General features: G+C 73.9%; 20 protein-coding genes, 1 other RNA gene and 4 pseudogenes. 3 read left to right on the top strand and 22 right to left on the bottom strand.

Features of this window, described 5'->3' with window-relative positions; genetic code table 11:
* Positions 1-5: 5 nt before the first annotated feature.
* The gene (locus JKP75_RS03895; protein ID WP_200489105.1) at positions 6-1355 is read right to left on the bottom strand and encodes a cytochrome P450; all 1350 of its coding nucleotides are present in this window, start codon (positions 1353-1355) and stop codon (positions 6-8) included.
* Positions 1356-1471: 116 nt separating this feature from the next.
* The gene (locus tag JKP75_RS03890; RefSeq protein ID WP_200489106.1) at positions 1472-1783 is read right to left on the bottom strand and encodes a 2Fe-2S iron-sulfur cluster-binding protein; all 312 of its coding nucleotides are present in this window, start codon (positions 1781-1783) and stop codon (positions 1472-1474) included.
* A gap of 51 nt (positions 1784-1834) precedes the next feature.
* Here JKP75_RS03890 and JKP75_RS03885 point away from each other — a divergent pair, with 51 nt between their 5' ends.
* Entirely contained in the window at positions 1835-2044 is a 210-nt protein-coding gene (locus tag JKP75_RS03885; protein WP_200489107.1) for a hypothetical protein, read from the top strand.
* Positions 2045-2109: 65 nt separating this feature from the next.
* Positions 2110-2751: a TetR/AcrR family transcriptional regulator gene (locus JKP75_RS03880; protein ID WP_200489108.1), complete on the top strand. Its 642-nt coding sequence runs from the start codon at positions 2110-2112 to the stop codon at positions 2749-2751.
* Between the two features lie 156 nt (positions 2752-2907).
* On the opposite strand, the gene ssrA is transcribed toward JKP75_RS03880, so the two are convergent.
* From ssrA to cutA, 20 genes and pseudogenes are all read right to left on the bottom strand, one after another.
* Positions 2908-3283: a transfer-messenger RNA gene (gene ssrA / locus JKP75_RS03875) on the bottom strand.
* Between the two features lie 59 nt (positions 3284-3342).
* Entirely contained in the window at positions 3343-4452 is a 1110-nt protein-coding gene (gene recD / locus JKP75_RS03870) for an exodeoxyribonuclease V subunit alpha (protein ID WP_309229493.1), read from the bottom strand.
* Positions 4453-4822: 370 nt separating this feature from the next.
* Positions 4823-5026, bottom strand: a pseudogene (locus tag JKP75_RS24340) (exodeoxyribonuclease V subunit alpha); the annotation flags it as partial.
* 71 nt (positions 5027-5097) lie between these two features.
* Positions 5098-8367: a UvrD-helicase domain-containing protein gene (locus tag JKP75_RS03865; protein WP_200489109.1), complete on the bottom strand. Its 3270-nt coding sequence runs from the start codon at positions 8365-8367 to the stop codon at positions 5098-5100.
* Complete coding sequence (recC, locus tag JKP75_RS03860; protein WP_200489110.1) at positions 8364-11585, bottom strand: exodeoxyribonuclease V subunit gamma; 3222 nt, start codon at positions 11583-11585, stop codon at positions 8364-8366. The genes JKP75_RS03865 and recC overlap by 4 nt, the downstream gene beginning before the upstream one ends.
* 55 nt (positions 11586-11640) lie before the next feature.
* On the bottom strand, positions 11641-12777 hold the full coding sequence (locus JKP75_RS03855) for a magnesium and cobalt transport protein CorA (protein WP_200489111.1): 1137 nt from the start codon (positions 12775-12777) through the stop codon (positions 11641-11643).
* Between the two features lie 233 nt (positions 12778-13010).
* Entirely contained in the window at positions 13011-14624 is a 1614-nt protein-coding gene (locus JKP75_RS03850) for a DASS family sodium-coupled anion symporter (protein ID WP_200489112.1), read from the bottom strand.
* 69 nt (positions 14625-14693) lie between these two features.
* Positions 14694-15575, bottom strand: a complete 882-nt coding sequence (locus JKP75_RS03845; RefSeq protein WP_200489113.1) for a hypothetical protein — start codon at positions 15573-15575, stop codon at positions 14694-14696.
* A 51-nt stretch (positions 15576-15626) separates the two neighbouring features.
* Complete coding sequence (locus JKP75_RS03840) at positions 15627-16004, bottom strand: VOC family protein (RefSeq protein WP_242471131.1); 378 nt, start codon at positions 16002-16004, stop codon at positions 15627-15629.
* A complete protein-coding gene (locus JKP75_RS03835) occupies positions 16004-16906 on the bottom strand; it encodes an amidohydrolase family protein (protein WP_200489115.1) in 903 nt (300 codons plus the stop codon). Before JKP75_RS03835 ends, JKP75_RS03840 begins: the two co-directional genes overlap by 1 nt.
* 91 nt (positions 16907-16997) lie before the next feature.
* The gene (locus JKP75_RS03830) at positions 16998-17918 is read right to left on the bottom strand and encodes an NADP-dependent oxidoreductase (protein ID WP_200489116.1); all 921 of its coding nucleotides are present in this window, start codon (positions 17916-17918) and stop codon (positions 16998-17000) included.
* 112 nt (positions 17919-18030) lie between these two features.
* Positions 18031-18525: a hypothetical protein gene (locus tag JKP75_RS03825; protein WP_200489117.1), complete on the bottom strand. Its 495-nt coding sequence runs from the start codon at positions 18523-18525 to the stop codon at positions 18031-18033.
* A gap of 39 nt (positions 18526-18564) precedes the next feature.
* Complete coding sequence (gene smpB / locus JKP75_RS03820; protein WP_200489118.1) at positions 18565-19041, bottom strand: SsrA-binding protein SmpB; 477 nt, start codon at positions 19039-19041, stop codon at positions 18565-18567.
* A 123-nt stretch (positions 19042-19164) separates the two neighbouring features.
* Positions 19165-19443, bottom strand: coding sequence for an FtsX-like permease family protein (locus JKP75_RS20435; protein WP_242472761.1), 279 nt, complete (start codon positions 19441-19443; stop codon positions 19165-19167).
* Positions 19444-19663: 220 nt separating this feature from the next.
* Positions 19664-19909, bottom strand: a pseudogene (locus JKP75_RS20430) (cell division protein FtsX); the annotation flags it as partial.
* A gap of 191 nt (positions 19910-20100) precedes the next feature.
* Positions 20101-20781 (bottom strand): cell division ATP-binding protein FtsE, encoded by a 681-nt coding sequence (gene ftsE, locus JKP75_RS03810; RefSeq protein WP_200491196.1) that lies wholly within the window; start codon positions 20779-20781, stop codon positions 20101-20103.
* Positions 20782-20891: 110 nt separating this feature from the next.
* Positions 20892-22007, bottom strand: coding sequence for a peptide chain release factor 2 (prfB, locus tag JKP75_RS03805; RefSeq protein ID WP_200489120.1), 1116 nt, complete (start codon positions 22005-22007; stop codon positions 20892-20894).
* A gap of 69 nt (positions 22008-22076) precedes the next feature.
* Positions 22077-22796, bottom strand: a pseudogene (locus JKP75_RS20425) (EAL domain-containing protein); the annotation flags it as partial.
* Positions 22682-23479: a GGDEF domain-containing protein gene (locus tag JKP75_RS20420; RefSeq protein WP_242473020.1), complete on the bottom strand. Its 798-nt coding sequence runs from the start codon at positions 23477-23479 to the stop codon at positions 22682-22684. The gene JKP75_RS20420 and the pseudogene JKP75_RS20425, both read right to left, overlap by 115 nt.
* 580 nt (positions 23480-24059) lie before the next feature.
* Positions 24060-24278: pseudogene (cutA, locus tag JKP75_RS24335) on the bottom strand (divalent cation tolerance protein CutA); the annotation flags it as partial.
* A gap of 86 nt (positions 24279-24364) precedes the next feature.
* On the opposite strand from cutA, the gene JKP75_RS03790 reads away from it, so the two are divergent.
* The gene (locus JKP75_RS03790; protein WP_200489122.1) at positions 24365-24601 is read left to right on the top strand and encodes a hypothetical protein; all 237 of its coding nucleotides are present in this window, start codon (positions 24365-24367) and stop codon (positions 24599-24601) included.
* The last annotated feature ends 12 nt before the right edge of the window (positions 24602-24613 follow it).

Raw genomic sequence — 24613 nt, 5'->3', positions numbered from 1 at the left:
GCCGCTCAGTTGCGCCGCGGGATGACGACGGTCATCGAGTCGTATCCCTTGACGAAGTGCCCGTGGCTGCGCTTCGGCTCCCCGACGACGGTGATCTCGGGGAAGCGGACCAGCATCTCCTCCCAGATGATCCGCAGCTGCAGCTCGGCGAGCTTGTTGCCGAGGCAGCGGTGGATCCCGAAGCCGAAGGAGAGGTGCTGGCGCGGGTTCTTGCGGTCGACGACGTAGGAGTCGGCGTCCTGCACCTTGGCGTCGTCCCGGTTGCCCGAGACGTACCAGAGGACGACGCGGTCGCCCGCGGGGATGACCTTCCCGCCGATCTCGACATCGCGGGTCGTGCGGCGCGTCATGTGGGTCAGCGGCGTCTGGAACCGGATCGTCTCCGACACCATCGAGGGGATCAGCTTGGGGTTGGCCCGCAGCTTCGCGTTCTCCTCCGGGTTCTGGGAGAGGAAGTAGACCGACCCGGTGATCGTGTTGCGGGTGGTGTCGTTGCCGCCCACCAGCAGCACCACGCTGTCACCGAACAGCTCGGCCTCGGAGAAGTTCACCGAGTGCGGGCTGTGCGCCATCAGCGACATGAAGTCGATGCGGGGCTCCTCGCTCCGCCGGGAGCCGACCAGCTCCGCCATCGTCATGTAGAAGTCGCGGATCGCGAGGTCGTGCTCCTCCTGCGTCTCCGCGGGCTGCCCCGGGCCGGCCTGCGTCGTGATCACGTCCGACCAGTAGGTCAGCTGACGGCGCTTCTCCTGCGGGTAGTCGAACAGCGTCGCCAGGGTCATCGCGGTCAGCTCGATGGAGACCTTGTCGACCCAGTCGAACTCCTCACCGATGGGCAGGCCGTCCAGGATCGCGCCCGCGCGCTCGCGGATGAGCGGCTCCAGGGCGGCCAGGTTCGCCGGGGCGACGCCCTCGGCCACCGCGCCGCGGTGGATCTCGTGGTCCGGCGGGTCCATGCTCAGCAGGGAGCGGATCCCGGCCTTCTGGCGCTCCTGGACCTCCTCCTCGGTCAGCTCGCGGCCGTCGAAGATCGACGTCGTCCGCGCGACCGGCTCCGGCCGGTTCAGCGCGATGAGTCCGTCGGCGGAGAAGAGCTCGTGGTTGGTGTCCGCGGCCTGGATGTCCGCCCACCGGGTCAGCGACCAGTACCGGCCGAACTCGCTGTGCTCCTCCGTCGTGAGGTGCACCGGGTCCTCGGCGCGCAGGCGCTCGAAGACCCACTGCCACTCCCCGGTCGGGAAGCGATCGGTCTTGGCCGGGTCGAGCGACTCGAGGGGGGCCGCGTAGATGCGCTCCCGGGCCTCGGCCTGCTCCGGGGAGAGGTCCGTGGCTGCTCGTGGCATTGCAGTGGTCATCCGTCTGCCTTCCAGGTCGGTGAGGGGTCGTGGCGGAACCGGTGTGCTCGCGGCGGCGCGGTCGCGGTGCGTGCTGCCTCGCTGGCGGCCGGGCGTTCGCGTCCCGGCCCGCGGGTTCAGCTGCCGACGACCTCGACGGACAGCCCGTCGAGCTCCTCGGACGTCTCGATCTGGCAGGACAGCCGGCTGTTCTCGCGGACCCCGAAGGTGCTGGCGAGCATGGCCTGCTCCAGGTCGGTGCGCTCACCCGTAGCGTCGCGCCACTCGGAAGCGACGTAGACGTGGCAGGTCGCGCAGGCCGCCTCACCGCCGCAGTCCCCGTCGATGCCGGGGATCGCGTTGTCGACGGCGACCTCCATCAGCTTCCAGCCGGGCTCTGCCTCGACAGTGCGCGAGGTCCGGTCCTGCAGGGTGAAAGTGACGTTCATGCGCGGCCTTCCTGGTGTTCGTCCGGTGTGGCGCACGGTACAAGTGACACAGTGTCAAGTCAATGGCGCCACGTCAGCGAGATCGCCGCGCGGCCGCACGAGGAGGAGGACGGCGTGGAGAAGTACCTGAACTGCCCGTGCGGTGAGGTCATCGAGGGCTCGGATGAGGACGACCTCGTGGCGAAGGCCCAGGCGCACCTGAGCGAGGCGCACCCGGGGCGGACGTACACCCGGGAGCAGATCCTCTTCATGGCGTCCTGAGCCACGGCGTGGAGGAGCCGAGGCGCACCGGCCCGACCCTGACGACCACCACCTATCGTCGGGCCGTGGACGCGCGCTCGGGCACCGGACCCGGCACTCCCCCGAACCTGACGGTCCGGGAGGAGCTGAGGGAGGCGACCCGCCAGCGGCTGCTGTCCGCGGCCGAGGAGATCTTCCAGCGCGACGGCTACTCCGGGACGACGGTGGGGAACATCGCCGCGGCCGCGAACGTCAGCCGGGCCGCGTTCTACCTCCCCTTCACCGACAAGGCCGACGCCCTGATCACCCTCATGCGGGCGAACCTGGCCGAGACCCCGGAGTACTGGCGCGAGGTCGACGCCGCGCTCGTCAGCGGCGACCGGACCGCCCTGCGCGCCTCGCTGCGCAACACGCTGACCTGGTACGAGCAGCACGCACACCTGCTGCGACCGGTGCGCGAGGCGCTGGCCGCGCACCCGCACCTCACCCAGAAGGTGCAGGGCAACTTCGCCCGCTTCGCCGACGAGATGGCCGGCTACCTGGACCGCGTCCCGGCGCAGGACAGGGACCGCGCCCGACTGCGGCTGCAACTGCTGATCATCCAGCTCGACCAGCTCGCCTACCGGCTGGTCGTGCTCGGGAACACCAGCATCGACCGCGACGTGATGCTCGACGAGGTCACCGAGATCTGGCGCCTCACCCTGCCCGCGGCGGCGCAGCCCGGCTGACACCGCGCCGCCGGCTGCTGGGAGCGCCGGAGGGTCGTCCGAGCCAGGGGCAGCGGTCACGCCGCGATGGGGCCCCTCGCCCACCGAGAGCGAGAGGCTCGGGCACAGACGCACGAAGGGCCCGGTCAGCTGACCGGGCCCTTCGTGGTGGAACAGGGGTGGAGGTGGCGGGAATCGAACCCGCGTCCTTCGACGCACAACCAGGGCTTCTCCGAGCGCAGTCCGCGTTGCCTCTGCTCGACCCCGTCGATCATGCGGACAAGTCGACGTGACGGGCCCAGTCACTGTTTGGTGTCCCACACGCGCCCGCGACCGGCGCGCGCAGTGAGTCATCTAGCTGATGCCAGGAACCGGGTCGATGACGAACCCGGGCTGACAGACTCGCCTAGCTGCTATCAGGCAGCGAGAGCGAAGTCGCGCTGATTGGAATCGGCGCTTGTGTGTTGTGCAACGGATCGTTAACGAGATGATCGTTGCCTTCCTCGGCTCGCTTCCCCTGGTCACCCGACCGAAGTCGAGACCATTCACCCCCTGTGTAGTTGTGCAGTCAGGCTAACGGACTCCCCGCGCCCCGTGTTCCCGGCGCTCCCGCTAGGGCCCGAACCGCCGGCGCAGGCCGCTCGCGCGCACCACCTGGCGGCCCACCGCGGCCCGCACCTCGTCCGCCGAGCCGACGATCCGCACGCTGCGGCTGGCCCGGGTCACCGCCGTGTACAGCAGCTCGCGGGTCAGCAGCGGCGACGACGCCGGCGGCAGCAGGACCGCGACCTCCTCGAACTGGCTGCCCTGGCTGCGGTGCACGGTGAGCGCGTGCGCCGAGCTGACAGCCGACAACCGGGACAGCGGCACGAGCGCCGGCCCGTCGCCGCGGAGGAACGCCGCGCGCGGCCCGTCCTCGGTGCGCACCACGACGCCGGTGTCGCCGTTCCACAGCTTGTTCTCATAGTCGTTCGCGGTGACCAGCAGCGGCGCCCCGGGCAGCCACTCCCCCGGTGCCGCGCCGATCAGCCGGCCCACCCGCTCGTTCCACGTCGAGACGCCGGCCGGCCCGCGCTGGTGGGCGCAGAGCAGCCGGTGCCGGCCGAGCAGCGCCAGGCACCGGACGGCGTCCCCGCGCTCGGCCGCGGCCCGCAGCTCGGCGGCGACCTCGCGGATCCGCTCTTCCAGCGCCGTGGGGTCGGGGTCGAGCGCGAGGTCGCCACCGGCCGCGAGCAGCTCGAGTACCCGGTCCGCCTCGCCTTGGCGCACCGCCTCGGCGAGGCCGGCGATCCCCGCGCCGAACCGCTGCGAGCCGCGCAGCCGCACCACGCCGGTGCTCAGCTGCTCCCGCTCCTTGTCGGTCAGGTCCGCGGTGTCGTCGCGCTCGGCACCGGTGCCGAGCTGCACGGGTGCCGCGCCGTCCCGCGCCGGTCGCTGCACCAGGTCGCTGAGCACGGCGCCGGCGTCCACCGGGGTGAGCTGGTCGGGGTCGCCGACCAGCACGAGCCGGGCGGAGGGCCGCAGCGCCTCCAGCAGCCGGGCCATCATCGTCAGCGACACCATCGACGACTCGTCCACGACGACGACGTCGTAGGGCAGCCGGTTGCCGGCATCGTGCCGGAACCGGCTGCGGCTCTGGTCTACCCGCCGGCCCAGCAGCCGGTGCAGCGTCGAGGCGGTCAGGTCGTCGGGCAGGCCGATGGCCGCGGCCTGCTCGAGCACCGACTCCTGCAGCCGGGCGGCGGCCTTGCCGGTGGGGGCGGCCAGCCGCGATCCGCGGCGGCGGCCCGGGCTGGTCGAGCAGCACCTTGAGCAGCCGGGCGACGGTGTGCGTCTTCCCCGTGCCCGGCCCGCCGGTGATGACGCTGACCCACCGGCCTGCCGCGACCGCCGTCGCCAGCCGCTGCCGGTCCGGCGCCGGGCCGTCGAACAGCGCGTCCAGCCCGCCGAGGTCGACCGCGGGCGCCGGGCGGGCGGCCCGCTCGTCGAGCTCGCGCCGCACCAGCTGCTCCTGCTGCCAGTACCGGTCCAGGTAGAGCAGGCCGTCGACCAGGCGCAGCGGCCGCCACGGCGCATCCAGGCCGACCGCGACGACCGGGCTGTCCTCGAGCGCGGTCCAGTCCGACGGCCAGGTCAGCTCGACCGGCGGCGCGTCCTCGTCCGGGACGACGGAGCCCGCGATGGTGGCCAGCTCGACGCAGACCGAACCGGCGCGCACGCCGCGCACCGCCAGCGCCGCCGCCAGCAGGACCGTCTCCCGCTCCTCGCCGCCGAGCCGGGCCAGGCGCAGCGCCACGTGCACGTCGGCGGGGGCCAGCACGCCGGCCTCGGCGAACTCCCGCAGCAGGCCCTCCGCCCGCACCGGGATCACGGCCGACCCGCCAGCAGGTCGGAGAGTCCGGCGACCAGGCCGGGCGGGGGCGTCCACGAGAACACACCCGCCCCGGCCGGGGTCTGCGGACCGGCCATGCCGCGCACGAAGAGGTAGAGCACCGGCCCGATGTGCTGCTCCGGGACGTAGCCGGGCAGCCGCCAGCGCAGGTACCGGTGCAGGGCGACGCAGTAGAGCAGCGCCTGGAGCACGTAGTGGGTGTGCCGCATCTCCTCCGCCATCGCCTCGGGCCGGTAGTCGTCGGTCGTCAGCGGTTCGGCGCCGAGCCGGTTGGTCTTGTAGTCCACGACCGAGAACACCGGGCCGGGCAGCCGCAGGACGGCGTCGATGCTGCCGGTGAGGAAGCCGCGCAGCGCCTGCGGCTCGAGCTGGGCCAGCAGGTCGGGGTAGCCGGCCAGCGTCCCGAGGTCGTACCGCCGCAGCAGGGTGACGACGTCGGCCAGCGTCGCGTGCGGGACGGCGTCGTCCCCACCGGCCAGGGGCAGCTCGAAGTCCAGCTCGGCCAGCCGGTCGACCGCGGGCACGGCGGCGAGCGTCGTCCCCAGGTCGGCCAGCGGGGTGTCCAGCACCGGGCGCAGCCCCTCGGCGAGCGCCTCGGCTGTCACCCCGGGCACGAGCTGGCGGGCCACCTCCTCTGCGCAGCGCTCGGCCAGCGCGTCCGGGTCGAGGTCCTCGAGGACGGCGTGCACCAGGGTGCCGAACGCGGCCCCGCCCGGCAGGTCGCTCAGCGGGGAGGGCAGCGCGTCGGGCGGCGGGGTGCGCTCTACCGCCACCGCCTCCACAGCCTCGGCGTCGGGCTCGTCGTCGGTGACGGCGGTGTCCGGTTCGCTGGCCAGGTGCTGCTCGTACACGGCGTCGTGCGCCGCGCGGGTGAGCGCGCTGTAGGAGGTGCGGCGCCAGTCCTCGTCGAGGGTGCGGGTGAACGTGCTCACCGACAGCTCGGGCGCGGGGCTGCCCGGCGGCGCCCAGCGCGGCAGCGGACGCCGGCCCACCTCGGCCGCCTCGATCGTCCCGGCGGACCGGGTCACGAGGCCGTCCAGCGCCGCGGCGGCGTCGTCGTCCGACGGTGGCTGGACCCGCGCCGCGGGCTCGGCGCCGGGACCGGCCGCACCGAAGAGCAGCCGGTTGAGCGGGGCGGCGACGGTGTTGCTGCTCGGCGCCCAGTGCGCGACCACCTGGCACCGGGCGCGGGTCAGCGCGACGTAGAGCAGCCGCAGGTCCTCACCGGACTCCTCGGCGGCGTGCCGGCGGTACGCCTCGGCGTGGCCCGTGCTGCCGGGCCCACCGACGTCGAGCACCCGCCGGCCCTCGTCGTCGTGCAGCCGCAGCACCGCGGGGTCGTCGGGCATCCAGCGGTCCCAGCCGTAGGGCACGTAGACCACCGGGAACTCCAGCCCCTTGCTGACGTGCACGGTCATGACCTGCACCGCGGCCGCGTCGGACTCCAGGCGGCGGCTGCGCTCGTCGGTGCGCTCGTCACCGGCCTGGGCGATCCGGCGGCGCAGCCACTCCACGAGCGCGGTCAGCCCCAGCGACTCGCGCTGCGCCACGGCGTGCAGCACCTGCCCGATGTGCCGCAGGTCGGTGAGCACCCGCTCGCCGTCGGGCCGGCCGAGCACCCGCGCGGGCAGCCCCTCCTCGGCGGTGAGCACCTCGAGGAAGGCGGCCACGCCGCGGTCGGCCAGCAGGTCGGCCCACTGCCGCAGCTGCTGGCCGAGGACGTCGGCGACCTCGTCCCCGGACTCGTCGAGCTCGGTCTCGTCCCGGCCCAGGAACACCGAGAGCGCGGCGGAGCGCACCCGGCCCGACCGGTGCGGCTGCTCCATCGCCTCGAGCAGCCGCAGCCAGGACTGCGCGCTCGGGGTGGCGAAGACGCTGCCACCGCCGGCGAAGACCGCGGGCACCCCGGCCCGCGCCAGCGTCTCGCGCACCAGGGTGCCCTGCGCGTTGGTGCGCACCAGCACGGCGACGTCGCCCGGCTCGACCGGCCGCCCCTCGAACTCGGCGCCGCCGGTCAGCAGGTCGACGACGTCGGCGGCGACGTCGCACGCCACGGCCTCCCGCAGCGGGCCCACGCTCGGCAGGCCGCGGTGGACGCGGCCGTGCCCGGTGCGCCCCAGCCGGCGCAGCCGCAGCGGCGCTCCCGCCCCGGTCAGCCGCGGCGCCGGGTGGGCCGCCCCGACCGGGCGGACGACGATCCGCTCGTGGCCCAGCGCCGCGCCCCCGAAGACCAGCTGGAGCGCGTCGAGCAGCGGGCCGTCGCTGCGCCAGTTGGTGCCCAGCGTCGCCTCGGTGGTCGCCTCGGCGGCGGCCGCCAGGTAGGTGGTGACGTCCCCGCCGCGGAAGGCGTAGATCGCCTGCTTCGGGTCGCCGATGAGCACGAGCGCGGTGCTCCCGTGGAACGCCCGGCGCAGGATCTCCCACTGCACGGGGTCGGTGTCCTGGAACTCGTCGACCATGACGACCCGGTAGCGCGAGGCGATCCGCTCGCAGGCGACCGGCCCCGACTCGGGGTCGGCCAGCGCGTCGCGCAGCAGCGAGAGCCAGTCGTCGTAGTCGACCAGCCCGAGCAGCCGCTTGCGCCGCTCGACCTCGGCCCGCACCGCCGCCGCGGCCGCGCGCCGGCGGCCGGGCAGCCCCTCGTCGGCCCGGGGCCACAGCTCCGCCTGCCGATCGCTGCCGACCGCCTTGCTGCCCAGCTCGAGCAGCTCGGCGTGGGAGAGGAACGGCTGCTCGCCGGCCCCGGCGAAGACCCGCAGGTAGAGGTCGTCGACGACCTCGCGGACGAGGTCGTCGATGTTCTCGACGAAGGCGGCGGCGGGATCGGCGTCCGCGGTCATCCCGATGCCGGCCAGCATCTGCGAGCAGAACGAGTGCGTGGTGGCGATGGTGGCCTCGTCGAAGCCGGCCAGTGCCCGCGCCAGCCGCTCGCGGCGCACCGCCACCTCCTCGTCGGTGCCGCGGGCGAGCAGCTGGAGCACCTCGTCGCGCCCGTCCGCCCGGGCGGCGGCCGGGTCGCGCAGGCCGCGCTCGGCGCTGACGAGCCGCTCCCGCACCCGGTCGCGCAGCTCGCGCGAGGCGGCGTTGCCGAAGGTGACCAGCATGATCTGCGAGAGGTCGGCCGCGCCCTCGGCGACGTAGCGCGCGGTGAGCGCGGCGATGGTGAACGTCTTGCCCGTGCCGGCGCTGGCCTCGAGCACGGTCGTGCCGGTGGGCAGGTCGCCGCAGACGTCGAAGGCGTTCACGAGAACTGCTCCGCGGCGCGGACCGGCGTCCAGAAGCGGCAGGCCAGCGCACCGAAGCGGGTGGTCTCGCCGGGCCAGGCCTCGCCGTCGCCCGGCGCGGCGGCCAGCAGGTCCTCGAACGCGGGCCGGTCGCCCCACACGAAGGCGTGCGAGCGGTCCTCCTTCTCGCCGCCGCCGTCCCGGTTCCACTCGCGGCGGGCGGTGTCGAGCGCGCGGTCGGCGTCCTGCGCGTCGAGCCGGGCGCCGGCGTAGGCCCAGGAGGTCTTCACCGCCATCGGCAGCGGCTCGCAGGTGCCCCGGTCGTAGAGGTCGAGCAGGTCGGCCAGCACGGCGGCCGGATCGGCCGGCGCGGTGATCGTCGAGGTGCGGGCGCGGTCGCGCATCCGGCCCACGGTGATCGCCCGCCCCTCGCCCTCGGTGGCCGCCAGCGCCAGGGCCAGCACCCAGGCGCGGGCCCGGTGCTTGGGTGCCAGGCTGGAGTAGGTGACGCCGACGACGGCGCCGTCCCGCACGCCGTTGACCGTGCCGTGCAGCTCGCGGCCGCCGAGGTCGAGGCGGACGTCGACCGTGCGGGGGTGCGCGGCCACGAGCGGCCGGCCGGCGGTCAGCAGCGCGTTCACCCGCGTCCCGACGCGGCGGAGCACCTGACCCCCGAGTCCCGCGGGCGGCAGCGTGCCGCGCAGCCACTCGGCGCGCTCCGCGTCCTCCGGGCTCACGCCGCGCAGCCCCGCCTCGAGCAGCCGCTCGCCCACGGCCCACTCCTGCAGCGGGTCGAGGGTGGCGGACATGGCGTCGGCGACCTCGTCGTCCTCCCCGGGCAGCGTGATGCCCAGCCGCTGCCGGAGGAACGCCCGCACCGGGTGCTCGACGAACGCGACGAGGTCGGCCAGGGCCACCGCACCGGAGCGCGGGCGCAGCGGGCCCCGCGGGGCGGGCGCGCTGCGCGGCTGCACCGACCGGCGGGCCCCGGCCAGGCCGACCGGGTCGAAGCTGGGCGCGGGCGTGCCGGTGAACGACCGGACGTCGTAGGGCTGCAGCGGGTGCCGCGTGATCAGCTCGCCGCGGGCGCCCGGCACCATCACCTCGAGCACGTCGAGCAGCTCACCCAGCGGCACCGCCGGCGGGCGCGGTGCGCCGCTGACCGGGTCGGCGCCGGTGTGCAGCACGACCAGCCGCTCCCCCGCCGCCATCACGGCGTCGAGCAGCTGCTGCCGGTCCTCGCTGCGCACGTCCCGCTCCCCGGCGCAGGGGTCGCGGGCCAGCACGTCGTCGCCGTCCATGCCGGTGGTGCGCGGGAAGGCGCCGTCGTCCAGGCCCAGCAGGACCACGACGCGGTGCGGCACCGACCGCATCGGCACCAACGTGCAGACCGTCAGGTTGCCGGTGCGGAAGTTGGCGCGGGTGGGGCGGCCGCGCAGCCGGTCGGCGAGCATCGCGCGGACGTCGGCGAGGCGGACCGGGGAGACGCCGCCCTCGGCCGCCTCGGCGAGCTCGCGGCGCGCCTGGGCCAGCTGCCAGGCGTCGGCCGGCTCGGACTCGGTGAGCAGGTCCAGCGCACCGGCCAGCGTGCCGGTCCAGTGCCCGACGGGGTGCTCGCCGGAGAGCGCCGTGAGCACGTCCTCGAGCCGGTCGAGCAGCTCCGCGAGCCGGCCGGCGAGGTCGATGTCGCTGCTGTCGACGTCGTCCAGGGGCAGCGCCCGGTCCAGCCAGACCGGCTCGTCCTCGGAGGTGGTGACGCCGAGCAGCACCCGGTCCAGCCCGGCCCGCCAGGTGTTCTGCGCGATCGTCGCCAGCCGGTAGGGCTCCCGGGTGCCGGCGTCGATGCCCCACCGGACACCGGAGCGGGCGACCCAGTCCCGCACCCGTTCCAGCTCCTCGTCGGTGAACCCGAACCGGCGGCGCACCCCGGGGGTGGCGGCGAGGTCGAGCACCTGGCTGGCGGTGACCCGCCCCTGCGCCAGGTCGAGCAGCGCGGCGACCGTGTCGAGCAGCGGGTTCGTGCGGCGCAGGCTGCGGTCGGCCAGGCGCACCCGCAGCGCGCCGCCGGGGTGCGGCAGGCCGGGCCCGAGCCCGAACGCGGCCGAGATGAGCGGGGCGAAGGTCTCGACGTCGGGGCACATGACCAGCACGTCGCGCGGCTCGAGGGTCGGGTCGTCCTCGAAGAGGCGGAGCAGCAGCTCGCGCAGCACCTCGACCTGGCGCGCCGGACCGTGGCAGGCGTGCACCTGGACGCTGTCGTCGAGCGCGGCAGGCCCGGGGACGACGTCGTCGCGCAGGTCGGCCTGCAGCCGACCGAGCAGCGTCGCGGGCCGGGCGGCGTCCTGGAGGTGCTCGTCGGTGTGCGCCGGGAGCCGGAGCTGCAGCTCGCGCACGTCGCGCGCCAGGCTGCGCAGCAGCGGGTGGCGGGGCAGCGTCGCGGTGCCGTCGAGCCGGCGGCGGCCGGCGCTCCGCTCGGTCAGCCGGCCCCACAGCGCCGGGCTCGGGTGCGGCAGCCAGAGGTGGACGTCGCGGTGCGCGGCCAGCGCGTCGAGCACCGCCAGCGCGTCGGCGTGCAGCCGGGTCGGCCCGAAGACGCTGATCCGCTCCGGGAGCGCGGACAGCGCCGGATCGGCGCGCAGCGCCGCGCAGTCGGCCTCGAGCCGTTCGGCGGGGCTGGGGCCGAGCCGCTCGCGCAGCCGGCGCCACAGCTCGGCCTGCCACGCCAGGTCGGCCGGGAGCGGATCGCTGCCGTCGGTGTCCCGCCCCTGCGCCCAGTCGCGCAGCATCTGCGGGCGGTGCGCGCCGTAGGAGCGGTAGAGCCCGGCCAGCCGCGCGGCGGCCGCCCAGCGGCGACCGCGGCGGTGGTCGTCCGCGCCGGCGCCGAGGTGCCGGCCGAGGACCCCGCACCACGCCTCGCCGGCGCAGGCGTCGATGACCTCGAGCAGCGGCCAGACCGGCTCGGTCCAGGGGTCGTCGCGGAGCTCGGTGCCCCGCGCCGCGGACAGCGCCTCGGCCACCACCCGCCCGGCCGAGGGGAACACCACCCCGGAGCAGATGCCGTCGCCCGCGGCCGTGGCGCCCAGCGCCGTCGACAGCCGCTGGGCCAGCCAGCGCTCCACGCCCTTGGCCGGCACCGCGACCACCTCCGCGGCGAACGGATCGGCCAGCGGCGTGGCCAGCACGCCCGCCAGGCCCTCGGCCAGGCGCGCGGTCCGTTCGGCCCGGTGGACGTGCAGCATGCGGCCTGTCTACCGGACGGCCCCGACAGAACCGGTCAGCCGAGACCGCTGCGGCTCAGATCCAGCCGCGCCGCTTGAAGACCGCGTACAACGCCAGGCTCACCCCGACCATCGCCAGCAGCGCGAACGGGTAGCCGAGCGACCAGTGCAGCTCGGGCATGTCGTCGAAGTTCATCCCGTAGACGGTGCCGACGAGGGTGGGCGCGAAGAGGATGGCCGCCCACGCGGAGATCTTCTTGACCTCCTCGCCCTGCGCGATCGAGGCCTCGGTCAGCTCGCGGATCTCCTCGTTCTGCCGCTGCGCGACGAGGGTGGCGTTGACGGTGAGGATGTCGCGCAGCTGCTGGCGGAAGCCCTCGACCCGTTCGATCACCTGGGTCACGTGGTCGGCGACGTCCCGCAGGTAGCTGCGCAGCTCCTCGTCCACGCCGTACTTGTCGAAGCCGGCGGTGATCGCGGCGAGGATGCCGGTGAGCGGCTGCGCGGCGCGCTGGAACTCCAGCACCTCCTGCGACAGCTCGTAGATGCGCCGCGAGACGCCGGGGTCCCCGCGGAAGACCTCGGTCTCGATCTCGTCGATGTCGGTCGCCAGGCCGTCGACCACAGGCCGGTACCCGTCGACGACGGCGTCCAGCGTCGCGTACAGCACCGCCTCGCTGCCCTTGGCCAGCAGCGCCGGCTCGCTCTCCAGCCGGCGGCGCACCCGCGAGAGGTCGGGCGACTCGCTGTGCCGCACGGTGACGGCGAAGTCGGCGCCGAGGAACAGGTGCACCTCGCCGAACTCGACCTGCTCGGTGGAGTCCTCGTACCGCGCCGCCTTCAGGACGACGAACAGCGTGCCCCCGTACCGCTCGAACTTCGGCCGCTGGTGGGCCTTGATCGCGTCCTCGACGGCCAGCTCGGGCAGGTCGAACAGCTCCGCGAGCTCGCCGAGCTCCTGGGGCTCGGGCCGGTACAGGCCCAGCCAGGCCAGCCGCTCCTCGCCCAGGTCCAGCTCGGCGCGGCTGTCGGCGGCGGAGTCCGGCGTCGCGACCCGCCGACCGGCGGAGTAGACGGCGTTGTCCACGACCCGCGATCGGGCGGCGTCGGCCTCGGTCCCCGCCGGGACGGGCGGGACCGGCCGCAGCTCGGGCCGGGGACGGCGGGTCAGGGTGGTGAGCGCGCTCAGCGGCGCGCGGCGGCGGTCGGCCATGGGGGGCTCCCGGGACGGGGACGACGGTGGGCGCTCGGAGACCCGGCGCCGGCCCGCATCGCTCCCGGGGGAACGGCGTCAGCCGGCGATCCGGACCTCGCTGCCGGTACTGGGGGGCTCGCCGGGCATGCGTGCTCCTCCTCCCGCTCGGGCGCCCGTCCACCGCGGGGCCGTCGTCCATGGTCCCACGCCGCACCGGGCAGGGCAGCGCCGCTGCCCCCTCCTGGGGAGGGTCAGCCCACGCTGCCGAGGACCAGGTCGACCATCACCGGCAGCAGGATGACGATGAGGATCGCCCCGAGGACGTCGAAGGAGATGCCGCTGCGGATCATCTTGGTGATCGGCACGACGCCCGAGCCGTACGCGATGGCGTTCTGCGGCGTCGACACCGGCAGCATGAACCCGAACGAGGCGGCGAAGGTGGCCGCCAGCGCCGGCACGAACGGGTTGATCCCCGCCGCCATCGCCACCGGGATGATGATCGGGACGACGACCGCCGCCGACGCCGTGTTCGACGTCGTCTCGCTGATGATGATCGCCAGGATCACCGCGAAGACCGTGATGGCGAAGGTGCTGGTCAGCCCCAGCCGGTCCGCCGAGGCCTCGCCGATCGTCTCGGCCAGCCCGGTGCTGGCCAGCAGCGAGCCGAAGATGATCCCGGTGCCGAACAGCAGGATCGTGCCCCAGTCGATCTTGGCGGCGTCGCTCCAGTTGAGCGTGAACTCGCGCGCCTTCCAGTCGGTGGGCAGCAGGAACAGCAGCGAGGCGCCGAGGACGGCGATGATGCCCTCGTCCATCCGGTCGCTGATCGTCGTGTACAGGTCGGACTCGGTGCCGGCCGTCAGCGCGATGACGCCGGGGAAGATCCAGCACGCGACGGTCACCCCGAACGCGATGAGCGTGTTCCGCTCGGCCTGCGAGAACTTCCCGAGGCTGCTCCGCTCCTCCCGCACGTACTCGCTGACGCCTTCGATCCGCCGGATCTCGGGCTTGTTGAGCAGCAGCAGGACGACGGTCAGGGCGGCGAACATCAGCACGCAGATCGGCAGCGCCATGAGCATCCAGTCGAGGAAGCCGATCCGCTCCCCCGTCGCCTCCTCGATCAGCCCGCGGCCGATCAGGTTCGGCGGCGTGCCCACCGGGGTGAGCAGCCCGCCCACGCTCGCGCCGTACGCGAGCATCAGCATCAGCGCGGCGCCCACCCGCAGCCGCAGCGGGTCGAAGTCGGGCTTCACCAGCTCCTTGTCCTGGAGGAGCTTGGCGATGACCGAGAGGATGCCCAGCGCCGTCGGCAGCAGCATCGCGACGGTGGCGGTGTTGGAGACGAACGCCGAGAGCAGCGCGGTGATCGCGCCGAAGGCGATGACCACCCGGTAGGTCGACGTCCCGACCCACGACAGCGACAGCACCCACATGGCGAACCGCCGCGCGAGGCCGTGCTTGAGCATCGCCATCGCGAGGATGAACGCCCCGATGAAGGTGAACACCGTCGTCGAGCCGAACGGGGCCAGCGCGTCGTCGGCCGGGACCACCCCGAGGGTGACGATCGCGCCGATCCCGATGAGGCCGCCGACCGGGATCGGCACCGGCTCGGTGATCCACAGGACGATGACGCCCAGCAGGATCGCCGCGAGCAGGTGCTGGTCGCGGGGCAGGTCGACGGGCAGGAGCGCGAAGACGATCGTGACCACGGGGGCCAGGAACAGCCCGATCGTCCGGCGGCCCTTCTCGAACCGTTCCTCGGCCGGGCTGAGCTCCTGCTCGCCCAGGCTCCGGTAGGTCGCGCTGCCGCGGAACGCGGCGTCGACGTCGGTGCGCTTGCCCTGCTGCCGCTCCGTCGCGGTCATTCCGCCCCCCGGGTCAGATGAGTGATCAGACCCTAGGCAGCGCGGGGCCGGGCGGCGACCCGACGACGATCAGCTCCTGGCCAGGCCCGATGCGCTCAGCGCGCCATTGGTGACCAGCTGCCGCGAGAACCCCTTGGCGAGCTCGACGACGCGCGCGGTGCGCTCGGGCCCGAGGAGCAGCCACGGGTCGGCCGACAGCGCGTCCGTGTGCACCTCGAGGCGCGCCCGGAGCTCCACGCCCTCCTCGGTCAGGCCGGCGTCGTCGACCAGGCCGCGGTCGGCCAGCGCCTGCGCGGCGTCGGCCCACTCCTGCTCGCTCCAGCCGCGGGTGGCCTTGGCCGCCTCCGGGGTGAAGCCGCGGCCCATGGCGGTGTGCGTCACCAGCGCCTCGATGCCGGACAGCCCCGAGTGCAGCAGCGCGGCCACGTGGCCGTCGCCGCGGTGCTCGCGCAGCAGGGTGGCGCCGTGCCAGAGCACCAGGATCGGCTCCTCCGGCCACGGCAGGTCGGCGTGCCCGGCGTAGAGCGCGCGACCCTCGGGCGACAGCGCCGTGGTGGCCTCGCGCAGCAGCTCGCCCAGCTCGACGACCTCGTCGGAGCCGGCCAGGTCGCCCAGCAGGCGGGTGAGCGAGGCGCGGGCGGCGTCGAACCGCGCGGCGAGCACCTGCGCCGGCGTCGCCAGCTCCCAGGCCGCCGGGATCGTCCTCGCCACCAGGGCGGGCGAGAAGTTGTAGAAGGTGCCGACGACGGCGCCCGCGCCGACCGCCCCCATCGCCGCCGACCGCCCGGCGAAGTAGCACATCCGGCCCGGCTTCAGCCCGGCCGCGGTGAGGTGCTGCTCGGTCTCGGGCGCGAAGTACACGTGCGAGTGCAGCAGCTCGACGGCGCGGTGCGCGCGGGCGACCTGCCGGGGGTCGAGGACGGCGGGGGACGACGGATCGGCGCTAACCATGGCCGCACCCTAGTCATCCCCCGGGGCGGGCAGGCCCCGGCCGGGCCGCTTTCAGCGGCGCACGAACAGGCAGAACGGGTGACCGGCCGGGTCGCGGTAGACGCGGACGACCTCGTGAGGGTCCTCGTGGCCGCCGATCGGCTGCGCCCCCGCCTCCTCGGCGTGCGCGCCGGCCGCCTCCAGGTCGTCGACGAGGAAGTCCAGGTGCAGCTGCATCTGCTGGGTGCCCGGCGCCGGCGGCCACACCGGCGGCACGTGGTCGCGCTCGAGCTGGAAGGACAGCCCCGTGCCGCCGTCGGCCGGCCGGACGGTGGCCCAGTCGTCGGTGTCGTCGCGGATCGGCCAGCCGAGCAGCCGCTCGTAGAAGCGGGCCAGCCCGCGTGGGTCCGGCGTCCCCAGGACGGTCGCGGTGAACGTGAAGCTCGCCATCATGCCTCCAGCCCGAACATCCGTGCGCCGTTCCCCCACAGGACGGCGCGCAGCCACTCCTCCCCCAGGCCCAGCCGGTGCAGCGCCTCCAGCTGGTGGGCGTAGGCGTACGGGATCGAGGGGAAGTCGCTGCCGAGCAGCACCTTTCCCCGCAGGTCCGACAACCGGGGCAGCAGGGCCGGGTCGAAGGCGTTGCTGCCGCGCTGGGTGAAGTCGGTGGCGAACATCGTGGTGTCCAGGTGCACCCGCTCGTACCGCTCGGCGAGCTCGAGGAACTCGGCGTACTCCGGCATGCCGAGGTGGGCGATGACCAGCTGCAGCCGGGGGAAGCGCTCCAGCAGCCCGGCCATCGGCGCCGGGCCGGTGTGCTCGCCGCGCAGCGGGCCGGAGCCGCAGTGGATGACCACCGGCGTCCCGGTCTCCTCCAGGCGCGCCCACACCTCGTCGAGCAGCCGGTCCCGCGGGTCGAAGGCGCCGACCTGCACGTGCACCTTGAAGACCCGGGCACCCTCGTCCAGCGCGGCCGCGACGTAGGCCGCGGCCTCCGGCTCGGGGTAGAAGGTGGCCGACTGCAGCACCTGCGGCCGGCCCTCGGCGAACCCGGCCGACCACTCGTTCAGCCAGGCGGCCATGCCCGGCTTGTGCGGGTAGGGCAGCGTCGAGAAGGCCCGGACACCGAGCCCCTCGAGGACGGCGAGGCGCTCCTCCACCGGCAGCCGGTAGGTGATCGGCCACGACGCCGTGCCGTAGTTGTCCCGGGCCGCGCCGAAGAAGTCCCACACCTTCGCCTGCACCCGCTCGGGCAGGAAGTGCACGTGCACGTCGACCAGGCCCGGCAGGCCCAGCTCGCGCCAGAAGCGGGGGACGTCGGCGTCGTCGGCAGGGGGCGCGAGCGTCTCCATGGCCCGACCGTATCGGCCCGCGGGCGCGACGCATCGCCGTCTGCTGGCGGTCACCTCCACCGAGCCCCGCGAGCGGGCCCGCGCCTCCGGGTCAGAGGGTGACGACGACCTTGCCGCGCACGTGGCCCTCGCTGACCAGCCGGTGCGCGGCGACCAGGTCGGCCAGCGGGAACGCCTTCGCGATCGGCACCCGCAGCTGCCCGGCGTCGGCCATGCGGCCTAGCTCCTCGAGGTCGTGCTGCTCGGGCCGGACGAACACGTAGCGGCCGCCCAGGTCGTTCACCGACGGGTCGACCACCGAGGCGATGCGGGAGACGTCGCGCACCTGCTTCGGGGCGTCGGCCAGCGTGTCGCCGCCGACCAGGTCGAGGACGGCGTCCACCGGCTCGGACAGCTGCTCGCTGATCGGGCCGGCGTTGTAGTCGAGCACCTCGGCGGCGCCGGCGTCCTTCAGGAAGCCGTGGTTGCGCGGGCTCGCCGTCCCGATGACGTGCGCGCCCAGGGCGACGGCGATCTGGACGGCGTTGAACCCGACCCCGCCGGCCGCGCGGTGGACCAGCACCCGGTCGCCCTCGCCGACGTCGAGCGCCTCGGTCAGCGCCTGGTACGCGGTCAGGCCGGCAAGCGGCAGGGCCCCGGCCTCGGCGAAGGAGAGCGACTGCGGCTTGTGCGCGAGGCAGCGCTGCGGTGCGGGCACCAGCTCCGCCGCCGTCCCCCACTGGACGTCGTCCCGGCGGACGTAGCCGAACACCTCGTCTCCCGGTGCGAACGCGACCACCGCGGGGCCGACCGCCTCGACGACGCCCGCGACGTCCCAGCCCGGGACGATCGGGAAGTGGTGCGGGAAGAAGTTCGCCAGCCCGCCGGCGCGGATGCCCATGTCGACGGGGTTCACCCCCGAGGCCGTGACCCGCACGAGCACCACGTCCGGGCCGACCGGCGGCTCCGGGAGGTCGTCGCGCAACGTCAGGACGTCGTCGTCCCCGAACCGGTCGTAGGCCATTCCTCGCATGCGGTCCACCGTAGGCGGGCGCCGGCGGCCGGGCCCGGGCAGCACGGGTACCGCGGTGGCCGGCCCGGTACCGCGTTGTGCGGCGGTACCGGGGCCGGTGACGCGGTAGCGGTCAGCGGCGGCGCCCGGCGGCCCGCGGCGCGACCCACTCCACCACCCACCGCTCCCCCACCGGCAGCGCGGCCCACCGGCGGGCGGCGTCCCGCACGGCGTCCACGGCCGCGTCGATGCGCGGCTCCGGGATGCCGACGACGGCGCCGGGCGGCACCTGCTCGCCCCGGGCCCGCCGGGCGACGACGTCGGCGATGGCCTCGGCCCGCATCACCGCGTCCCGCCGCTCGCGCTTGAGCCGCTCGGACCGCTCCGCCGAGTGCGGCGGACGGCGGCCCGACACGTGCCGCATGCTGCCCCACACCACGCCGTCGGCGACGCAGCCCCAGATGCCGTCGGGCAGCGGCAGCGCGGTCTCGACGACGGCGTGCACGAGGTCGTGCGGCAGCTCCGCGCCCCCGCCGGCACCGCGCATCGCGAACACCACGCCGTCGTCCCGCTCGACCAGGGTCTCGACCGGACGGCGGTCGCCCATCCGCTGGAACGTCATGCGCACGGTGTCGATGATGAGCCGGGGCTCAACCCGATTTCGCGGTCAGCGCCGGCCCTTCACGTACCGCCCGAACGCCTTCTGGATCTCGCGGCGGGAGTCGCGCTCGGCCATGTCGTGCCGCTTGTCGTAGGACTTCTTGCCCTTCGCCAGCGCGAGGGTGGCCTTGACCTTGCCGTCCTTGAAGTACAGGTCCAGCGGGACGAGCGTCAGCCCGCCCTCCTTGATCTTGCCGATCAGCTTGTCGATCTCGCTGCGGTGCATGAGCACCTTGCGCTTGCGGCGCGGCGTGTGGTTGGTCCAGGTGCCGGCCACGTACTCGGGGATGTGGACGTGCTGGAGCCACACCTCGCCGTCGTCGATCGAGGCGAACCCGTCGACCAGCGAGGCGCGGCCGGCACGCAGGCTCTTGACCTCGGTGCCGGTGAGCACGAGGCCCACCTCGTACGTGTCGAAGATCGAGTAGTCGTGCCGCGCCTTCTTGTTCTGGGCGATGAGCTTGCGCCCCTGTTCCCGCGGCATGTCTCCACCCTACGTCGGTGGGTGATCCACCCCCGAACGCCCAGATCGGCGATCTGGGGCCATACGCGGCGCGTAGGCCACCAGATCGCCGATCTGGGGAGGGTGCGGTTGACGCGAGTGGGGCTACAGCCGGACGTACAGCCGCAGCGTCACGTACGCGGCGACGCCGGCCAGGCCCACGCCGGCGCCGGCGATGATCGGGCTGATCAGCGCGATCTGGCCCCAGTCGACCGGCGGGATGATGCCGGCCTTGATCGGCCCGGACAGGGTGCGGTCGACGAACAGCACCTTGGTGAGCACCAGCCCGCCGACGGCGAGCAGCGCACCGATGAGCCCGGCGAGCGCGGCCTCGAGGATGAACGGCAGCTGGGTGTACCAACGCGAGGCGCCGACCAGCCGCATGATGTTCGTCTCGTTGCGGCGGTTGAACGCGGCGAGCTGGATCGTGTTCGAGATCCAGCAGCAGCGCCGCCAGCGCCTGGACCACCGCCACGGCGATCGTCGCGTTGCGGGCGCCGTTGAGCAGGCTGAACAGGCGGTCGAGGAAGTCGCCCTCGTCGCGCACCTGGTCGACGCCGTCCTGCCCGTTCGGGAACTGCTCGGCGATGACCGGGTACCGCTCGGGGTTGACCAGCTCGACGCGGAAGCTCTCCGGCAGCGCGTCCGGCGGGGTGTTCTGGACCAGCTCGGGCTGCTGGCTGAACTGCTGCTGGAAGCGCTCGTACGCCTCGTCCTTGTTCTCGTAGATGAAGCTCTTCACCTCCGACGACTCGGAGAGCTTCGCCTCGATGGCGCCGCGCTGCTCCTCGGTCACGTCGTCGGCGAGGAAGATGGAGACCTGGACCTTGTCGTAGTAGATCTCCTTCATGTCGGAGATCATCCCGGCGATCAGCAGGCCGGTGCCCATGAGGCCGAGCGAGATGGCCGTCGTCAGGATCATCGCGACCGTCATGGTCAGGTTGCGACGGAGCCCGGTGGCCACCTCGGAGAGCACGAAGTTGACGCGCATGGAAGTCCTGTCGTGTTCGGAGGTAGTCGGTCAGCGGCGGGCGAGGCCGCTCAACGGCCCACGCCGTACACACCGCGCGACTGGTCGCGCGTGAGCACTCCCCCGTTGAGCTCGATCACGCGACGGCGCATCGAGTCCACGATGTGGTAGTCGTGCGTCGCCATGATCACCGTGGTGCCGGTCCGGTTGATCCGCTCGAGGAGCAGCATGATGCCCTCGCTGGTGTCCGGGTCGAGGTTGCCGGTGGGCTCGTCGGCCAGCAGCACCAGCGGCCGGTTGACGAACGCGCGGGCGATCGCGACCCGCTGCTGCTCACCACCGGAGAGCTCGCCGGGCAGCCGCTGGGCCTTGCCCTCCAGGCCGACCATCTCCAGCACCTCGGGCACCACCTTGCGGATGGTGCGGTGCGGCTTGTTGATGACCTCGAGCGCGAAGGCGACGTTCTGCGCCACGGTGCGGTCGCGCAGCAGGCGGAAGTCCTGGAAGACGCAGCCGATCGTGCGGCGCAGCTTCGGCACGTTCCACTTGCTCATGGTGTTGAGCGTCTTGCCGTTCACGACGATCGTGCCCGAGGTCGGGTCCTCCTCCTTCAGCAGCAGCCGCAGGAAGGTGGACTTGCCCGACCCGGAGGAGCCGATGAGGAAGACGAACTCGCCCTTGTCGATCTCCGTCGACACGTCGTCCAGGGCCGGCCGGCCGCTCGCCGGGTAGAGCTTGGTGACGTGTTGCATTTCGATCACGAGGCGCAACGGTACTAGCACCGAGGCCCTCGACCCGTCGTTCGCCACGGAACGCGCGGGGCTCGTTCGGGGCCCGCGGGGTGACCTCCCCGACAGGCCGGTCAGGCGGCGGGCGTGGTCTCCTGCTGGCGCCGCCAGCGGATGCCGGCCTCGATGAAGGCGTCGATCCCGCCGTCGAGCACGTCGCCGGGGTTGCCGCTCTCCTGCTCGGTGCGCAGGTCCTTGACCATCTGGTACGGGTGCAGCACGTAGGAGCGCATCTGGTTGCCCCAGCTGCTGCCGCCGTCGCCCTTCAGCGCGTCCATCTCCGCGCGCTGCTCGGCCTGCCGGACGACGAGCAACCGCGCCTGGAGCACGCGCAGCGCGGCGGCGCGGTTCTGGATCTGCGACTTCTCGTTCTGGCAGGACACCACGATGCCGGTGGGGATGTGGGTCATGCGGACGGCGGAGTCGGTCGTGTTGACGCTCTGCCCGCCGGGGCCCGAGGAGCGGAAGACGTCGACCCGGATCTCGTTCTCGGGGATGTCCACGTGGTCGGTCTGCTCGACGACGGGCAGCACCTCGACGCCGGCGAAGGAGGTCTGCCGGCGGCCCTGGTTGTCGAACGGCGAGATGCGGACCAGCCGGTGGGTGCCCTGCTCGACCGAGAGGGTGCCGTAGGCGTAGGGCACCTTGACCGCGAAGGTGGCCGACTTGATGCCGGCCTCCTCGGCGTAGCTGACGTCGTAGACCTCGGTGGGGTACTTGTGCCGCTCGGCCCAGCGCAGGTACATGCGCATGAGCATCTCGGCGAAGTCGGCGGCGTCCACGCCTCCGGCCTCCGAGCGGATGGTCACCAGCGCCTCGCGGGAGTCGTACTCGCCGTTGAGCAGGGTGCGGACCTCGAGCTCGTCGATGACCGCGCGGATGCTCTCCAGCTCCCGCTCGGTCTCGGCGAGGGTGGCCTCGTCGCCCTCGTCGGCGGCCATCTCGTGCATGAGGCCGACGTCGTCGAGCCGGCCGCGCAGCTCCTCGACCCGGCGCAGCGTGCCCTGGAGGTAGGACAGCCGGGAGGTGACCGCCTGAGCGGCCTCGACGTCGTTCCACAGGTCGGGTGCGGCGGCCTGCTGCTCGAGGTCGGCGACTTCCTGGCGCATGTCGTCGACGTCGAGCACGGCCTCGATCGACGCCAGGGTCGTGGTCAGTTCGTCGAGTACGACGGAGAAGTCAGCGGCCACGTCGACCCAGGGTAGTCAGCTCTCGGCCCGGGCAGGCAGCCGCGGCACGGGCGGGGCCGGGAAACCCGCTCAGTGCGCGACGGCGGCCGGGACGGCCGAGGCGTGCTGGGCCGCGATCCACCCGGGGACGGCGTCCGCGGGCAGCGGCCGGGAGATGTGGAAGCCCTGCGCGAAGCTGCAGCCGAGCTCGACCGCGAGCGCCAGCTGCCCCTCGGTCTCCACGCCTTCGGCCAGGCTGCGGATGCCGCAGGCCTGCCCGAGCGCGACGACGGCGGCGATCGCGGCGGCGGCCCGGTCGCGGTGGCCCTCGGTGTAGTTGACGAGGCTGCGGTCGATCTTGAGGATCCCGGCCGGCAGCGTGACCAGCTGGCCGAGCGAGGAGAAGCCGCTGCCGAAGTCGTCGATGGAGACCTCGACGCCGCGGCGGCGCAGCTCGGCCATCTGCCGGGCGGCGCCCTCGGGGTCCTCCGCGACGGAGGTCTCGGTGAGCTCGATGACCAGCTGTTCCGGGGGGACGCCGGCCGCCGCGAGCGCGGAGAGGACGTCGTCCACCAGGGTGCCGCCGGCGAACTGGTCGGCGCTGATGTTCACGCCGACCACCGTGTCCAGGCCCTGCCGCCGCCACGCGGCGATCTGCCGGGTGGCCGCGGTCAGCACCCAGCGGGACAGCGGGGTCATGAGGTCGTGGGTCTCGGCGATGGGCAGGAACTCCGCCGGGGCCAGCAGGCCGCGCTCGGGGTGCTGCCAGCGGACCAGCGCCTCCACGCCGGTGCAGCGGCCCGAGGCCAGGTGCAGCACCGGCTGGTAGTGCAGCACCAGCTCGTCGCGGACGAGGGCGTCGCGCAGCTCGCCGGCCAGCGTCGCGCGCCGCTCGGCCGCGGTGCGCAGGTCGGGGTGGAACACGTGCACCCGGTTCCGGCCGGCGGCCTTCGCCGCGTACATGGCGAGGTCGGCGTCGCGGACCAGGTCGGTGGAGCGCAGGTAGCGGTGACACCCGAGGTGCCGGCGATGCCGATGCTGGCCCCGAGCCGGACGACGCGGCCGCCGAGCTCGAAGGGCCGCGCGAGGGTGCGGCGCAGCCGCTCCGCCAGCGCCTCCGCCTCGTCGGGTGCGCAGTCCCGCGTGAGGACGACGAACTCGTCGCCGCCGAGCCGCCCCACGGTGTCGCCCTCGCGGACGGCGGCGGTCAGCCGGGCGGCGATCTCGCGGAGCAGGTCGTCGCCGGTGTCGTGCCCGAGCGAGTCGTTGACCTCCTTGAACCCGTCGACGTCCAGGAAGAGCGCGGCGACCGGACGGCGCGGCGCGGACAGGTCGGCGTCGATGAGCTCGTGCAGGTGGGAGCGGTTGGGCAGGCCGGTGAGCGCGTCGTGCCGCGCCTGCCAGGCCGAGGTCCGTTCGGCGCGCACCCGGGAGGTCACGTCGGTGTGGGTCAGCACGATGTTGCCCGCCTCGTCGACCCGCGAGGCCTGCATGTGGAACCACCGGGTGCCCGACGCGAGCCGCACCGGGAGGTCGGCGGTGGCGCTGTCGCGCAGGCCCATGGAGAGCTCGCGGACGCCGGCCAGCAGCGCGCGGCTGTGCTCGTCGTCGCGCACCCGGAGGGCGAAGGCGAAGTAGTCGCCGCCGACGGGGACGCGGAAGCGGTCGTCGTCGAGGTCCTCGGCGGCCTGGGTCCAGGCGGAGTTCGCCAGCAGGATCCGCCCGTGCGCGTCGATCAGCAGCGTCGGCGAGGGCAGCGCGTCGAGGACGGCCTCCACCAGCAGCGGTGCGCCGGGGCGGTCGCCGCCGCGGTGCCGCACGTCGGCGGGCAGGGCCCGGCCGGTCCGTCGTCGCACTGCTTCCCACCCCCGTCGTCGTGGACGCCGGTGACGTCCTCCGCTTCTCCATCGGCACACGCGCTCGGCGGAACACCTCCGGACGGAATGGCTCGCCCCAAGGGGTGAGCGCCGTCACCCCTCCCGCGTCTGGTCGGCGATCCAGCGCAGGTAGGCCGGGGTTGCCGCCCAGCACCGGCAGCGCCAGCACGCACGGGACGTCGTAGCCGTGCAGCTCGACCACGCGGGCGACGACGGCGTCGACCAGCGCCCGCCGGGTGTGCAGCGCGACCCGGGCCTCGGGCTCGTCGTGCACCTCGCCGGCCCAGCGGTACACCGACCGGACCGCGGTGACGTGCTGCCCGCAGGCGACCAGCCGCTCCTCGACCAGGGTGCGGGTCAGCGCGACCAGCCGCTCGGGGTCCGCGTCGGTGACGACGATCTCGCAGCACTCCACGTCCACGGAGCCGATCCTGGCGCACGGCGGCCGGAGCGCGACGTCGGCGGGTTGAGCACTCGCGGTCCGGGGGTAGGGGGCTCCCCATGACCGACGAGAAGACGATCGACATCGACGGCGAGACCTACGTGCTGCGTCACGACGGCGAGGGCCTGCAGGTGGGCCGCCGCATCGACGGCGACGTGACCTGGCTCGACACCGTCGCCGACAGCCTGCTGCCCGAGGCCGCCCGCTCGGCGCTGTCGTCCGGCGACACCTCGGACGAGGCCCTGCAGACCGCCGTGCGCGGCGTGCTCGAGGCCGAGGTCAAGCGCGGCGGCTGAGCCGACCGGCAC

The sequence above is a fragment of the Blastococcus sp. TML/M2B genome (genome assembly GCF_016612865.1).
Lineage (GTDB): Bacteria > Actinomycetota > Actinomycetes > Mycobacteriales > Geodermatophilaceae > Blastococcus.
Note: the sequence above shows the minus strand (reverse complement) of the source record. Positions and strands in the feature narration are given on the sequence as shown.

What these genes read in the sequence shown, in the direction of transcription:
- JKP75_RS03895 (WP_200489105.1), bottom strand. Translation starts at nt 1,355, where the DNA reads ATGACCACTGCAATGCCACGAGCAGCCACGGACCTCTCCCCGGAGCAG.
- JKP75_RS03890 (WP_200489106.1), bottom strand. Translation starts at nt 1,783, where the DNA reads ATGAACGTCACTTTCACCCTGCAGGACCGGACCTCGCGCACTGTCGAG.
- recC (WP_200489110.1), bottom strand. Translation starts at nt 11,585, where the DNA reads ATGCTGCACGTCCACCGGGCCGAACGGACCGCGCGCCTGGCCGAGGGC.
- JKP75_RS03855 (WP_200489111.1), bottom strand. Translation starts at nt 12,777, where the DNA reads ATGGCCGACCGCCGCCGCGCGCCGCTGAGCGCGCTCACCACCCTGACC.
- JKP75_RS03850 (WP_200489112.1), bottom strand. Translation starts at nt 14,624, where the DNA reads ATGACCGCGACGGAGCGGCAGCAGGGCAAGCGCACCGACGTCGACGCC.
- JKP75_RS03845 (WP_200489113.1), bottom strand. Translation starts at nt 15,575, where the DNA reads ATGGTTAGCGCCGATCCGTCGTCCCCCGCCGTCCTCGACCCCCGGCAG.
- JKP75_RS03840 (WP_242471131.1), bottom strand. Translation starts at nt 16,004, where the DNA reads ATGGCGAGCTTCACGTTCACCGCGACCGTCCTGGGGACGCCGGACCCA.
- JKP75_RS03835 (WP_200489115.1), bottom strand. Translation starts at nt 16,906, where the DNA reads ATGGAGACGCTCGCGCCCCCTGCCGACGACGCCGACGTCCCCCGCTTC.
- JKP75_RS03830 (WP_200489116.1), bottom strand. Translation starts at nt 17,918, where the DNA reads ATGCGAGGAATGGCCTACGACCGGTTCGGGGACGACGACGTCCTGACG.
- smpB (WP_200489118.1), bottom strand. Translation starts at nt 19,041, where the DNA reads ATGCCGCGGGAACAGGGGCGCAAGCTCATCGCCCAGAACAAGAAGGCG.
- JKP75_RS20435 (WP_242472761.1), bottom strand. Translation starts at nt 19,443, where the DNA reads ATGCGGCTGGTCGGCGCCTCGCGTTGGTACACCCAGCTGCCGTTCATC.
- ftsE (WP_200491196.1), bottom strand. Translation starts at nt 20,781, where the DNA reads ATGCAACACGTCACCAAGCTCTACCCGGCGAGCGGCCGGCCGGCCCTG.
- JKP75_RS20420 (WP_242473020.1), bottom strand. Translation starts at nt 23,479, where the DNA reads ATGCAGGCCTCGCGGGTCGACGAGGCGGGCAACATCGTGCTGACCCAC.
- JKP75_RS03790 (WP_200489122.1), top strand. Translation starts at nt 24,365, where the DNA reads ATGACCGACGAGAAGACGATCGACATCGACGGCGAGACCTACGTGCTG.